Consider the following 13,942-nt stretch of genomic DNA (forward strand, 5'->3'; position numbering starts at 1 on the left):
ACCCCCGCACCGCCGATGGTCGCCGGCAGTTGAGGTGGCCGGCTTTCCCACGTCTTGATGCACGAAATCTGCGGGAAGTTGTCCGCAGTCCGGTGAGGTTCTCGGTGTGCGGTGTGTGCTGAGCGGATTGTCGGTGGGGTCTGGTGGGATGGGGCGGTGGTCAGCAGACAGGGGTCCCGGTACCGATTGGTCCGGGCGGAGGGGCGCAGTGCGGATGCTCCTGTTCTGGATCCGGATCAGCAGGCGGTGGTGGATCATCCGGGCGGACCTCTGTTGGTGCTGGCCGGTCCCGGGACCGGGAAGACGACGACTCTCGTCGAGGCTGTTGCCGACCGGGTGCGCAATCGGGGGCTGAGTCCCGACGAGGTGCTGGTGCTGACGTTCGGGCGCAAGGCGGCGACCGAGTTGCGCGACCGCATCACCGGACGGCTCGGGCGGACCACTCGGGTGATGCCGTCGATGACGTTCCATTCCTTCTGCTACGCGTTGCTGCGACGCTTCACGCCGGCCGACGCGTTCGACGTACCACTGCGTCTTCCGTCCGGACCTGAGCAGTCGTTGCGGTTGAGCGAGGCCCTGTCCGGTAGTCGCGAGGTCGGTGCGGTGCACTGGCCGCCCAGTCTGCATCCGGCGTTGAAGACACGCGGTTTCACCGACGAGGTGCAGGCGGTGATCGGCAAGGCGCGACAGCTCGGGCTCGACCCCGAGGACCTGTCCGCGATCGGTCGCTCCGCGGACCGGGCCGAGTGGGTCGCGGTCGGCGACTTCTTCGAGGAGTACCTGCAGATCCTCGACCACGAGCAGGTCCTGGACTACTCCGAGCTCATCCACCGTGCCGTGATCCTGGCCCAGCAGCCGCAGGTGCAGGCCAAGTTGCGGACCGAGTTCAAGGCCGTCTTCGTCGACGAGTACCAGGACACCGATCCCGGCCAGACCCAGTTGCTCCAGGCGATCGCCGGCGACGGCGGTGACCTGGTCGTGGTCGGCGATCCGGATCAGTCCATCTACACCTTCCGCGGTGCCGACGTCCGTGGTCTGCTGCGCTTCACCGACGAGTTCCGTACGGCGGACGGCGCCGAAGCGGCCCAGATCGCCCTGGGCACAACTCGGCGCTTCGGTACGACGCTGCAGCGCGTGTCCCGCAATGTGGTCAGCCGACTGGGTGTCCCGGGGACCTTGGACCGCGACACGTTCGACCGGTTCCGCAATCCGGATGCGAGTGGCTGTGTCTACGGCTCCGGCAAGGTCGAGGCCAATCTGTACTCGACCAGCGGGGCCGAGCTCGAGCACATCGCGGATCTGCTCAGACGGGCCCATGTGCAGGACGGCGTCGGCTGGCACGAGATGGCGGTGCTGGTGCGGTCGGGCAGTCGTTCGATCCCGCCGTTGCGTCGGGCGCTGGCTGCTGCCGGGATCCCGGTCGATGTGGCCGGTGACGAGCTTCCGTTGTCGCGGGAGCCCGCCGTACGGCCGATGTTGCTTGCTTTGCGGGCGGTCGCGGATCCGTCCACGCTGACGGTCGACGTCGTCCGGGCGCTGGCGTTGTCGCCGTTGGGGGCGATGGACGCGGGGCAGTTGCGCCGGCTCGCGCGGGTGTTGCGGCGGCGGGATCGGGAGGCCGCGGGTGGTCAGCGGTTGCCGCATTCGTCGGACGAGCTGTTGCGGGACGCGTTGATGAACCCGTTGCTGCTGGACGAGCAGGCGTCGCCGGCGGAGGCCCGGTTCGTGGCCCTGGGCGAACGGTTGCTGAAGGCAAGGAATATCGTGACCGCGGGGGCGGCCCCGGACGAGGTGATGTGGTCGCTGTGGTCGGACTCGCCATGGTTGCGGCGGCTCCGCGGTCAGGCGAACTCCGGTGGTGAGCAGGCCCGGACGGCGAACCGGGACCTCGACTCGTTGTGTGCCCTGTTCGACGCGGCCAGCCGGGCCGAGGAGCAGGTCGGGTTCAAGGGTGTGTCGGCGTTCCTTTCGGAGCTCGAGTCGCTGGACATCGCCTCGGACCACCGGTTCGACGGGACGTATCGCGAGGCCGGCGTACAGCTGATGACAGCGCACCGGTCGAAGGGTTTGCAGTGGCGGCTCGTGGTTGTGGCGAGTGTGCAGGAAGGGCAGTGGCCGGATCTGCGGCGGCGCGGGTCGTTGCTGGAGCCGGACCGGCTCGGGCCGGACGGTCTGGTGGAGCCGCTGTCGGCGGGCGCGCTGCTGGCGGAGGAGAGACGGCTGTTCTACGTCGCGATCACGCGAGCGCGGGAGCGGCTGATCGTGACCGCGGTACAGGCGCCGGAGGCGGACGGTGATCAACCGTCGCGATTGCTGGCCGAGCTGGACATTCCTTTGAAGTTGGTCGCGGGTCGCCCGCGGCGGCCGTTGTCGCTCCACGGTCTGGTCGCGGATCTACGTTGTGTGCTGGCGGATCCGGCGTCGTCGCCCGCGTTGAAGCGGTCCGCGGCCGATCGGCTGGCGCAGTTGGCGGATGCCGTTGACGATCGCGAGCAGGCGCTGGTGCCGACGGCTGATCCAACCCGTTGGTGGGGTGTGCGGGAGCGGACCCGGTCGGAGCGGCCGATCGCGGATCCGGATCTGCCGGTGCCGTTGTCGGGGAGTGCGCTGACGACGATCGTGGACTGTCCGCTGCGATGGTTCCTGCAGCGGCGGGCGGGTGGTGAGACGCCCAGTACGTCGGCGATCGGTTTCGGCATGGTGTTGCACACGCTGGCGGATGCGGTGGCGACGGGGACGTTGCCGCCGGACGTGGACGAGCTGAACGGCTGGCTCGACAAGGTGTGGACGCAGCTGGAGTTCGAGTCGACCTGGATCTCGGACCGGGAGCGGGTCGAGGCCGAGCAGGCGTTGCGGCGGTTCGTCGCCTGGCATCAGGGCCGGCCGGATCGGCGGCTGATCGGGACCGAGGTCGACTTCGACGTACTGCTGCCGGACACGGACAAACCTGCGGTCCGGGTGAAGGGCCGGATGGACCGGATCGAGGAGGACTCCGAGGGCACCGTCCGGGTGGTCGACCTCAAGACCGGGCGCACGATGCCGACCAAACCGGCGCTGGCACGGCACGTGCAGCTCGCGATCTACCAACGCGCGATCGCCTCCCGCCAGCTCGAGAAGCTGGGCGAGGACCCGGTGGCCGGCGGCGCCGAGCTGGTCCAGCTCCGCCACGACGACAGCGGGTTCCCCAAGGTCCAGCACCAGGGGCCGCTGGAGTCCGACGAGGACGGCCGCACCTGGCTGGACGAAGCCGTCGAGGACGCCGAGGCGATGGTCCGCTCCGAAGAGTTCGTTGCCAAACGCAACGACGGCTGCGCCCGCTGCGAAGCCCGCCCGCTGTGCCCCATCCAACCCGAAGGCCGGGAAATCCTCTGATGCGCGCTCACCTGACCACCACAGCTGAGTTGTGTGATCTGCTGGGGATTCCGTTCAGTGATCAGCAGTTGGCGGCTATTACGGCGCCGTTGGCGCCCGGGGTGATCGTGGCGGGGGCCGGATCGGGGAAGACGACGGCGATGGCGGCCCGGGTGGTGTGGTTGATCTGCACAGGGCAGGTGAAGCCGGAGGAAGTGCTCGGGCTGACGTTCACCAAGAAGGCCGCCAACGAGCTGGACGTGCGGATCCGGGACGACCTGACGAAGGCCGGCGTCCTCGGGTCGACGCTGCCGAAGGACCAGAACCCGATCCTCGCCGCCCACCTGCGCAGCAACATCCCGAACTGGGAGCCGGAGGAGCCCGGTGAGCCGGTCGTCTCGACGTACCACGCGTTCGCCGGCACGCTGATCGCCGAGCACGGGCTGCGCCTCGGGCTCGAGCCGGACGCCCGGGTGCTCGCCGACGCGACCAGGTTCCAGTTGGCCGGTCGCGTCGTACGGCGATCCGCCGGTCCGATCCGGCACGCCTCACATCACGTGCCGACGCTGGTCAACAGCCTGCTCGCGCTGGACGGTGAGCTCGCGGACCACCTGCTACGGGCGGACGACGTACGCGACCATGACGAAGCGGTACGGCAGGAAGTCGCGGCCGCGCGGAAGCAGACGGTCGAGGTCCGCAAACTCGCGGAGACCGCGCTGAAGCGTGGCGAGATTCTGCAACTGGTCGAGGAGTACCAGGCCTACAAGGCCGAGCGTGGCGTCGTGGACTTCGCGGACCAGATGGCGCTCGGTGCGCGGTTGGCCGAGGAGTGCCCGGAGGTCGCGGTCGTCGAGCGATCGCGGTACAAGGTCGTGCTGCTCGACGAGTACCAGGACACGTCCGTGTCGCAGCGGCGAATGCTGACCGCGCTGTTCGGCGGGCCTGATGGTCGAGGGCACCCCGTGACCGCGGTCGGCGACCCGTGCCAGGCGATCTACGGCTGGCGCGGTGCGTCCGTCGCGAACCTGGACGAGTTCCCCGAGCATTTCCCTCAGGTTGATGGCAGCCCGGCTCAGCGTTACGTGCTCAGCGTCAATCGTCGCTGCGGCAGCCGGATCCTCGCCGCCGCCAACCAGCACGCGGCCGAGCTGTACGAGCAGCACCCTGGCGTGATCCCGCTCGAAGCACCCGACAACGCGCCCGAGGGTGCGATCACGGTCGGCCTGTTCGAGACACGCTCGCAGGAGATCGAGTGGGTCGCCGACGCGATCGTCGCCGCGCACCGCACGCCGAACCGCCGATGGAAGGACATCGGCATCCTGATGCGGACGAACGTCGACCTCAGTGCGGTCCACGAAGCGCTGATCGCTCGCAAGGTCCCGGTCGAGGTGGTCGGCCTCGGCGGACTCCTCGCCCTGCCCGAGGTGGTCGACGTCGTCGCGACGCTGCAAGCCGTGAACGACCTGACCGCCAACGCCGCGATGCTGCGGATCCTCACCGGCCCTCGCTACCGGATCGGCCATCGCGACCTGGCGCTCCTGGCCAACCGCTCCCGGGCGCTCGCCGACGCGGGTGACCGTCCGGCGGCCGACGACCTGGTCGCCGCGCTCGATGCGGCGGTCGCCGGAATGGACTCCACCGAGGTGATCTCGCTCGCCGAGGCGGTCGACGATCCCGGTTCGCCGGACACGTGGGGTTACTCGCCCGAGGCGCTGGTTCGATTCAAGGAACTGTCGGTCGAGCTCCGTGAACTGCGCGCTCACGCGGCGGAGCCGCTGCTCGACCTGGTCCGGCGGGTGATCAGCACGATCGGTCTGGACGTCGAGCTGACCGCGACCCCGGACCACGTCGACTCCGGCCGCCGCGACCACCTGGCCGCCTTCTTGGATGCCGTCGGCAACTTTGTCTCCACCGAGTCGGACGGTTCGCTCGACGGCCTGCTGGCGTATCTGGCCGCCGAGGAGGAGTACGCCGCCGGTCTCGACCTCGCCGTACCGAGTGAAGCGGACTCGGTGAAGCTGCTGACCACGCACCGGTCGAAGGGCCTGGAGTGGCCGATCGTGTTCGTGCCGACCCTGGTGAACAAGGTGTTCCCGTCGGACCGCGGCCGGGACAAGTGGACGACGAACGCGAAGGTGCTGCCGTGGCCGCTGCGCGGTGACGCCGACACGCTGCCCGACTTCCACGACCTGTCCAATGCCGGGCTGAAGGCGTTCGCGGACGAGTGCAAGGACGTGAACGCGCTGGAGGAACGACGCCTCGGGTACGTCGCTTTCACTCGGGCGAAGGAGATCCTGGTCGCGACCGGGCACTGGTGGGGTCCGACGCAGAAACGCCCGCGCGGTCCGTCGTCGTACCTGGAACTCCTGAAGAAGCATGCCGGTGAGCGGGTCGTCGCCTGGACCGAGCAGCCGGAGTTGTCCGAGGAGAACCCGGAGCTCGCCGAGCAGACGCAGGCGCCGTGGCCGACGCCGTACGACGTCGCGTCGTACCAGCGGCGACTGGACTCGGTGGCGCTGGTCCAGCAGGCCCGGGCCGAGGGGCCGTCGCTGGAGGCGGAGGAGTCGTTGCTGCTGGACGAGCAGGCGACGGTCGCGCGGTGGGACTCCGAGATCGAGCGATTGTTGTCCGAGGCAAGGGAAAGCCGGAGCCGTAAGGCGTACGACGTGGCGCTGCCGGCCGCGTTGTCGGCGACCCAGGTGATGCGGCTGGCGAAGGACCCGGACGGTCTCGCGTCCGAACTGGCCCGGCCGATGCCGCGCAAACCCAACCGGGCGGCGCGTTTCGGCACCCGCTTCCATGCCTGGGTCGAGAGCTACTTCGGCCAGCAACTCCTGCTCGACCCCGACGACCTGCCAGGTGCCGCCGACGAGGACATCGTCGACGACACCGACCTGACCGACCTGATGGACGCCTTCCGCACCGGCCCCTACGGCGAAACCTCCCCGTTCGAGATCGAAGCCCCCTTCGCCCTCGCCATCGCCGGCCGCGTCGTCCGCGGCCGCATCGACGCCGTCTACCAGATCGTCCGCCCCGACGGCTCCCGCGGCTACGAAGTCATCGACTGGAAAACCAGCCGCTCCGAATCCGCCGACCCCCTCCAGCTCGCCATCTACCGAATCGCCTGGTCCGAACTCCAGGGCATCCCCCTAACCCAAGTAACCGCCGCCTTCTACTACGTCCGCACCGGCGACATAATCCGCCCCGAATCCCTCCCCGGCAAACAACAACTCGCGGCACTCCTCAACGGCTGACTGCGGCGGGCGCCGCGTCCCGGAGTGCCTGGAGTCTCAGCGGTTCCGCAGTAGCTCGGCCGGGACGATCTGCACCGGGAACGGGAGCGTTGCGTCGAAGACCTTCTCTCCGCTGACCACGTCGCGCTCGACGTACACCCCGTCGACCAGTTCGAGGACGGTCAGCGTCTCCTTGTCCGGATCCAGAATCCAGTAGGAGCGAACGCCGGCCTGTTCGTACACGCCACGCTTCAGGAGTAGGTCGTGCATCCGGGAGCTGTGTGAAACCACCTCGGCCGCGAGGAGCAGAGGTTTCGTCGCATGCTTCGGGTCGTGGTCGTCCGGGCTGCACACGAGGACGTCCGGCTGAAGTGAACGCTCAGGTGTCGGGCGATAGTCGAACGGTGCTACCAGGACCTCGAGGCCGACTGGGCAGGCGAGCCTTAGCCTGAAACTGAGCTCGACGACCGCCCGCTGGTGGAGCCTCGAGGGTGCCGGCGTCACGTACAGACCGCCGTCGATGAGTTCGCGCCGTCTCCCGTCGTCAGGCGCAGTCTCGAGGTAGGCCAGCGTATAGGGCCCTGTCTCAATAGGTTCCACGGACACAATGGTGCCTCCTTCTCGGCCACTGGACCAGCATGGTGGTGTTCGACGGGTGGTTGGTGCCATTTCGGCGATCTGCCCTGGGTTGCCCCGGTATCTGCCCGGGGCTGCCCCGGGTTGCCCGTGGATCGGTCCTTCATCCCGTCAGGTCCGCCGGTGTGAGGGTGACCGGGAACGGGGTGGTGGCGTGGAAGGTTTCTTCGGGTTGGAGTACTGCGCGGCAGGTGTAGGTGGAGTCGGTTAGTTCGAGGATTGTCAGTTCGGGGTGGGTGGGGTCCAGGAGCCAGTAGGAGGGGACTTGGTGGGACTCGTAGAGGGTGCGTTTGAGGACTATGTCGGTGGTTCGGGTGGAGGGGGAGAGGACTTCTACGGCTAGGAGGGGTGGGGTTTGGAGGAGGTGGGGGCCGGCGTCTGATCGGCGGCAGACCAGGAGGTCGGGGCGGAGGGAGATGGTTCGGGTGGGGCGGAAGTCGACGGAGCTCACGGCGACCAGGAGGTCAGGTGGGCAGGCTTGTTTGAGGTGGATCATCAGGGCGATGACCGCGGCGTGGTGGGCGGGCGGTTGGGCACCTGTGACCAGCAACCGCCCGTCCACGAACTCGTAGCGCCGCCCGTCCCGCGAGACAGCCTCGCGGTGCAGAGCCTGCCGAGCACCTCCCGGGTGTGCTTGTGTCTGCTGCTCGACAACGTGTTCGGTGGTCACCTCACCAGCTTGGCTGAACTCTCGGAATCGCCGCGGGAGTTATCCACAGCGAAGGCCGGTATCGGCAGGGGAGTGGTGGAGAGACCGACGAAGGATGGTTCCGCGGTCAGGATCTCCAATGCGTCCCAGACTTCCAATCCGTCGTCCAACGACAGCGGCGCGGACACGACGGCGCCACGGAACAGGGCCCGTCGGCCATCGGACAGCGTGGGGACGAGCGGCGTACCCGAAGCGAGAGCCGCCAACGCAGCGCTGGAGTCCGAGATCGCTGCGTCCCACCGCGAGTCGTCGGCGGCGGCGAGCCAGGACCCGTCCAACCCGGCGGCCGCAAGCGCCTCCTCCAGGACGGCGGGGCCAGGCGCCTCAGGTGGACCGGGGACGAACACCCGCGAGCCCCACTCGAGATACAGCCGCTCGATCGCGTCCGTGCGGCCCGCATCCCGCAGGGCCTCGAAGACCCGCATCACCCGCACGGACTCCTTGCTGGTGGCAACGGCCACGGCGCGGATGAACTCGGGCACATCGGAACCATCGCTCAGCCAGAGGCTGTGGGAGCGGAAGTTCAGCTGCACATCCCGGTGTGGTGCCACGGACGTGAGCCAGCGGACGGCCAGCCAGCTCCACGGGCAGGCCGAATCGGCGTACAGGTCGAGCGATTTCATCAGATCCCCCATCTGTTTATCAGAGTAAGACTATGATGAACAGAGTGCTAGATTCCCCTCGTGGCTGTCAAGGAGTCCCATCGCGAACGCCAGGCCCGCGCGACCAAGGAACAGGTCGCCCGCGCGGCACGCGGCCTGTTCGCCGAGCAGGGGTACGTCGCCACCACGATCGCCGCGATCTCCGCGGCGGCCGAGATCCCGGCGCAGACGATCTACTCGGCGTTCGGGAACAAGCCGGCGATCCTGCGCGAGATCGCCCGGATCTGGATCGCCGAGGCGGACACCCGCCGGCTGGCCCAGGAATCTCTCCAGCTGGAAGACCCGGCCGAGCGGCTCCGGAGCGCCGCACACTGGCAGACCCGGCAGTTCGAGACCGGTATCGACGTGATCCAGATCTACCAGGAGGCGGCCCGCGCGGACGCCCGGATGGCCGAGGAGATGCAGCGCGTCTGGGACGCGCGCGAGCAGGAGCTGAAGATCTTCCTGAAGTCGTTCAAGGGGCAGCTCAAACCCAGGGCGCTCGACCTCTTCCTGGCCTGTACGGCGGCCGAGATCTACCGACTGCTGGTCCTCGACCGGCACTGGCCGGTCGAGGACTACGAGACCTGGCTGGGTGACACGCTGGTCAGTCAGTTGCTTCCGTGACGAGCGGGTTGTCCAGCGATCCGACGAACTGCAGCGACCCGGCGATATCCGTCAGGTCCACCATCTGCTGGTTGTTCTTCAGTTGCAGCCGGTTCAGGCACGACAACGCGAACGTCGGCGCGAACACGTCGTACTTCGCGAACGCCTCGGCCAGCTCCGGCGTCGCCGCCTGGTAGGCCCGCACCGAGGAAGCAACCACCGACCAGAACTCGGCCGGCGTCAACAACCCCTCTTGATCCAGCAGCGGCGAGAGGAACCGGAAGATGCAGTCGAAGATGTCGGTGAAGATGCACAGCAGTTTCTCGTCTTCCGGCACCTCGGCCCGGACCCGCTCTGCCTCGGCCGGCAGCGGCGTCGCCGGGCTCATCACCGCGATCTCCTCGGCGATGTCCTTCATGATGACCCGGATCGGGATGGCGTCCCGCAGTACCAGGATCAGGTTTTCGCCGTGCGGCATGTACACGAGCTCGTAGGCGTAGAAGCTGTGCAGCAACGGGATCAGGTAGGCATCGATGTACGCCCGCAGCCAGTTCGCCGGCGCCAGCCCGGACTCGCGGATCAGCGCCGCGGCCAGCGACGAACCATGCCGGTCGACATGCAGCAAACTCGCCATCGTGGCCAGCCGCTCACCCGGCTCCAGCGTCGGCACCGGGCTCTCCCGCCACAACGCCGACAGCATCTTCCGGTACGGCGACGTCTTCTCGGTGGCGGCCTCGTAGTACCGGTTGTGATACCCGGCCGCCGCGATCTCCCGCAGGACCGAGAAGCCGTAGCGCTTCAGGACGACATCGTTCTCGACCAGTCCGTAGACCCAGTCGTTGATCGCCGGGGTCGCGGCCATGTACGTCGGGGAGAGCCCGCGCATGAAGCCCATGTTCAGCACGGACAGCGCCGTCTTCACGTAGTTGCGCGACGGCTGCGACCGGTTGAAGAACGTCCGGATCGACTGCTGCGGCTGGTAGTCGTCGTCACTCGACCCGACGTGGATGATGTGCCGCTGGGCGATATCCGCCGCGAAGGTGATCGAGGTCTTGTTCTCCCACTGCCAAGGATGCACCGGCAGGTAGACGTACTCGTCCGGATCGGCGCCCACGGCAACGACCTCCGCGGCGAACCGGCGCAGTACGTCGTCACCCAGCTCGGTCTGGAGCAGGTCGTCGTACGTGATCGTCGTGCTGTGCGAGATCGTGGCCCGGTCCTTGCGTACGGCGATCCAGGTCAGCCGGACCGGTTGCCCGGTCTCCGGGGCGAAGGCGCGGTAGTCGGTGACGCCGAAGCCGAGCCGCCCGTTGTTCGCGACGAAGCACGGGTGGCCCTCGGTCATCGCGGACTCGATCGTCTGGAAGTCGGCGGTGACCAGGTCGGCCGCGGTCAGATCGGGTTTGGAGAGTTTGTACGCCGTACTGGCGAGCGTGCTGCTGATCTCCTCGAGGTACACCGGCAGCATCGCGGCGCCGATGCCGAGCTGCTGGTGGAACTCGGTGATGAAGTCGAGTGCGTCAACCGGCCGGTCGCCGTCGCGCTGGATGCTGTCGGCGTCGACGTCCCAGTGGTTCAGCGGATACAGCCGGGCGGTGAAGGTGTAGCGGCTGGTGCCGGAGTGGAGCTCATAACCGTTGTCGATGGCAACCGGCTCGAGGATCCGTTCGTGGATGAACTCGGCGAGGGCCTTGCGGACCAGGGCACGGTTGGCGACCGCCCAGGCTTCGGGGGTGAGATGTTCGGTCGTCATGGATCAGCCTGCCTCGTTCATCCGGGTCGCCTCGGCGTACTGGTCGCGGGTGCAGAAACTCAGCCAGGCCTGCTTGTCCGGCAGGTCCACGACGCTGTGTTTGCGGAATCCCATCCGCTCGTTCAGTGCCTGGATCTTGGTGTTGCGGACATCCGGTTCGACCACGATCCGGTCGACCAGCGGGTCGCTGAACAGGCTGTCGAGGATCGTCTCGAAGATCGCCCCGGTGAAGCCCGGGATACGGACCTCCGGCGGGGCGACCAGGACGTGCATGCCGATGTCGCCCGGCGCTACGTCGTACAGCTTGCCGACCGCGTCGTACGCCGGTTCGTAGCGCTCCATCAGGAACGCCGGCCGGCCGTCGTGATCGCCGAGGAAGGCGCGGTGGTAGCCGGTTCTCTCGATGCGGAGGTACTCCGCGTGCACGTCCTCGACCGAGGCGTTCAGCAGGCCCCAGTACTGCGCGTAGGGCTGGGTGACCCAGCTGTGCAGGGTGGTCACATCCTCGGTCAGGTCGAACGGCCGGAGGCTGAGGGTGCCGATACCGGCGAAGAAGCGTCGGTAGGACGGCTCGGGCAGTGCTCTGGTCATGGCGGTCTGCTTTCGAGGTGGGCGAACCTGTTAGCTAAGGCTTACCTTACTAGATAGTCCACAAGGCAACGACCAGGGGGTCCGTATCCCGGCGCGCACCACGACTGAAGTCGGATGCCGGAGGTAGTCCGTGCGGCTGATGTGCGCCGAACGGGCGCTTGCCTAGGTTGGAGGCATGTTGATTGCCGAAGATCTCTTGCTGCTGTTGTACGACGACGAGAGCGGGAAGCCGATCACCGGAGCGCCCGGGCTGGACTATGCGCTGGCCGGAGCCGTGCTGATCGAGCTGACCATGCTCGGGAAGCTGGACGTGGCCGGTGAGGGTGAGGAGGTCAAGCGCGGTCGTCTGAAGGTGCTGGACGCCAGTCCGACGGGTGACGCGATCCTGGACGAGCGGCTGGCCTATGTGGCCGACAAGCCCGGCAAGCGTCCGAAGGACCAGATCGGCCGGCTCTCGAAGAAGCTGCGCGAGCAACTGCTCGCCAGACTCGCAGAGCGCGGCGTGCTGGCGGCGGACGAGGGCAAGGTGCTCGGCATCTTCCCGGTGACCCGCTGGCCGGCCAAGGACGCGCGGCACGAGGCGGACGTGCGTTTGGCACTCGAGAGTGTGCTGAAGGTCGGCACGTCGCCGAACGAGCGGACCGGTGCCCTGATCGCGTTGCTGAGCGCGCTGAACGTCGTACCGAAGGTCGTCACCGACGCGGTCGACAAGAAGGCGCTCAAGCAGCGGGCCAAGGAGATCGCCGAGTCGGACTGGGCGGCGGACGCGGTGAAGAAGGCCGTCGCCGAGATGCAGGCCGCGGTCACCACGGCCATCGTCGTCTCGGCGACCGCGGCCTCAACCGGAGGCTGACACGTCCACAGCGAGCTGGGCCTTGATGTCGGACTTGAGCACCTTGCCGACCTTGGACCGCGGCAAGTCCGGCCACACCAGCACTTCCTTGGGCGCCTTCACGCTGCCGATCCGACCCTTGACGAAGGCGATGAGCTCGTCCGGATCGATCTCGGCATCAGGCTGTTGCTGGACGACGGCGACCACCCGTTCGCCCCACTTGTCGTCGGGCTGCCCGATCACCGCGCAGTCCCGGACCGCGGGGTGCGCCATCAGCGCCTGCTCCACCTCGGTGGAGTACACGTTGAAGCCGCCGGTGATGATCATGTCCTTCGCCCGGTCGACGATGTACAGGTAGTTGTCCTCGTCCAGATAGCCGATGTCGCCGGTGTGGTGCCAGCCGTGCCGGGACGCCTCCGCGGTGGCCTCGGGGTTGCGGTAGTACCCCTGCATCACCAGCGAGCCGCGCACGACGATCTCACCGCGCTCACCACGCGGGAGCAACGATCCGTCCGGCGCCATGATCGCGGTGGTGACGAGGGGCGACGGTCGGCCGGCCGACGCCAGCCGAGCGCGCGCAATGTTGCCATCGGCATCGAAGTGGTCGGCCGGCGGCAGGATCGAGATCATCATCGGGGCCTCGGTCTGGCCGAACAGCTGGGCCATCACCGGGCCGATCCGCTGCAGCGCTTCCTCGAGTCGAGCGACCGACATCGGTGCGGCGCCGTACCAGAAGCAGCGCAGGGAGGAGAGGTCGGTGCCGTCGAGTTCCTCGGCCGCGAGCACCATGTAGATCAGGGTCGGCGGCAGGAACGTGTGCGTGACGCGGTGCCGCGGGATCAGTTCCAGGAACCTGTGCACATCCGGGGTCCGCATGATGACGATCTCGCCGCCGGAGGCCAGGACGGGGAAGCACAGCACGCCGGCCGCGTGGGTCAGCGGCGCCAACGCGAGGTAGACGGGCCGCTCGCCGAACGGATAGCCCATCAGGGTCAGCGCCGTCATCGTCTCCAGGTTGCCGTTGCTGAGCATCACCCCCTTCGGCCGACCCGTGGTCCCACCGGTACCGACGATCAACGCCAGCTCGTCGGGACCGGTGAGATCGGGTGCCGGCTGGGACACGCCCCCGCAGAACGCGTCCCAGCCGACGCTCCGGCCATTGAGGTGGGGGGCCTGGCCGGAGCTTGGATCGGCATCCAGGCAGACGAAGGTGTGGACCTTCGGCACCGCGACCCGGATCCGATCCACCAGGGGCGCGAACGCCGCCTGGTAGATCAGCACTTCACAGTCGAACTGGTCGAGCAACTCGCGGTTCTCCGCCGCCTCGTTGCGCGGGTTGATCGGGCACCAGACCGCACCGGCCCGGCTGATCCCGAACACGCAGCTGAACGCGATCGGGTCGTTCGCCGACAGGATCGCCACCTTGCCACCCGGCCGTACGCCGGCCGCCGCGAGACCGGCCGCGATCCGGTACGACAGCTGCTGCACCTCGGCGTACGTGAGCGTCTCGCCGTCGGTGGTCAGGCACGGTGCGTCCGGACCGAGCGAGGCGCCCTTGTCGAGGTAGTCGACCAGTCGCACTGCTACTCC

10 protein-coding genes are annotated in these 13,942 nt (G+C 68.0%); 4 read left to right on the top strand and 6 right to left on the bottom strand.

Annotation, left to right across the window (positions count from 1 at the left end; genetic code table 11):
- Window positions 1-249: 249 nt before the first annotated feature.
- Window positions 250-3,372, top strand: a complete 3,123-nt coding sequence (locus tag ACGFIF_RS26470) for an ATP-dependent helicase (RefSeq protein WP_393158090.1) — start codon at window positions 250-252, stop codon at window positions 3,370-3,372.
- Window positions 3,372-6,605, top strand: a complete 3,234-nt coding sequence (locus ACGFIF_RS26475) for a UvrD-helicase domain-containing protein (RefSeq protein WP_393158091.1) — start codon at window positions 3,372-3,374, stop codon at window positions 6,603-6,605. Before ACGFIF_RS26470 ends, ACGFIF_RS26475 begins: the two co-directional genes overlap by 1 nt.
- Window positions 6,606-6,641: 36 nt before the next feature.
- Here the strand turns inward: ACGFIF_RS26475 and ACGFIF_RS26480 are convergent, their stop codons facing one another.
- The 3 genes from ACGFIF_RS26480 to ACGFIF_RS26490 form a co-directional block, all read right to left on the bottom strand.
- Window positions 6,642-7,190, bottom strand: a complete 549-nt coding sequence (locus ACGFIF_RS26480; RefSeq protein WP_393158092.1) for a Uma2 family endonuclease — start codon at window positions 7,188-7,190, stop codon at window positions 6,642-6,644.
- A gap of 133 nt (window positions 7,191-7,323) precedes the next feature.
- Window positions 7,324-7,890, bottom strand: a complete 567-nt coding sequence (locus tag ACGFIF_RS26485) for a Uma2 family endonuclease (RefSeq protein WP_393158094.1) — start codon at window positions 7,888-7,890, stop codon at window positions 7,324-7,326.
- Window positions 7,887-8,552 (bottom strand): DsbA family protein, encoded by a 666-nt coding sequence (locus tag ACGFIF_RS26490; RefSeq protein ID WP_393158096.1) that lies wholly within the window; start codon window positions 8,550-8,552, stop codon window positions 7,887-7,889. Before ACGFIF_RS26490 ends, ACGFIF_RS26485 begins: the two co-directional genes overlap by 4 nt.
- 60 nt (window positions 8,553-8,612) lie before the next feature.
- Here ACGFIF_RS26490 and ACGFIF_RS26495 point away from each other — a divergent pair, with 60 nt between their 5' ends.
- Window positions 8,613-9,197, top strand: a complete 585-nt coding sequence (locus tag ACGFIF_RS26495) for a TetR/AcrR family transcriptional regulator (protein ID WP_393158098.1) — start codon at window positions 8,613-8,615, stop codon at window positions 9,195-9,197.
- Here the strand turns inward: ACGFIF_RS26495 and ACGFIF_RS26500 are convergent.
- Both ACGFIF_RS26500 and ACGFIF_RS26505 read right to left on the bottom strand, forming a co-directional pair.
- Window positions 9,178-10,929 carry an IucA/IucC family protein gene (locus tag ACGFIF_RS26500; RefSeq protein WP_393158099.1) on the bottom strand — a complete coding sequence of 584 codons (1,752 nt, stop codon included), beginning with the start codon at window positions 10,927-10,929 and terminating at the stop codon, window positions 9,178-9,180. The genes ACGFIF_RS26495 and ACGFIF_RS26500 overlap by 20 nt on opposite strands.
- 3 nt (window positions 10,930-10,932) lie before the next feature.
- Complete coding sequence (locus ACGFIF_RS26505) at window positions 10,933-11,520, bottom strand: GNAT family N-acetyltransferase (RefSeq protein ID WP_393158100.1); 588 nt, start codon at window positions 11,518-11,520, stop codon at window positions 10,933-10,935.
- A 175-nt stretch (window positions 11,521-11,695) separates the two neighbouring features.
- On the opposite strand from ACGFIF_RS26505, the gene ACGFIF_RS26510 reads away from it, so the two are divergent.
- Window positions 11,696-12,373, top strand: a complete 678-nt coding sequence (locus tag ACGFIF_RS26510) for a GPP34 family phosphoprotein (protein ID WP_393158101.1) — start codon at window positions 11,696-11,698, stop codon at window positions 12,371-12,373.
- On the opposite strand, the gene ACGFIF_RS26515 is transcribed toward ACGFIF_RS26510, so the two are convergent.
- Window positions 12,359-13,933, bottom strand: coding sequence for a long-chain fatty acid--CoA ligase (locus ACGFIF_RS26515; protein WP_393158102.1), 1,575 nt, complete (start codon window positions 13,931-13,933; stop codon window positions 12,359-12,361). The two genes, ACGFIF_RS26510 and ACGFIF_RS26515, sit on opposite strands and share 15 nt — an antisense overlap.
- Between the last annotated feature and the right edge of the window lie 9 nt (window positions 13,934-13,942).

The organism is Kribbella sp. NPDC049174 (assembly GCF_043197365.1).
In the GTDB taxonomy this organism is placed as follows: Bacteria; Actinomycetota; Actinomycetes; order Propionibacteriales; family Kribbellaceae; genus Kribbella.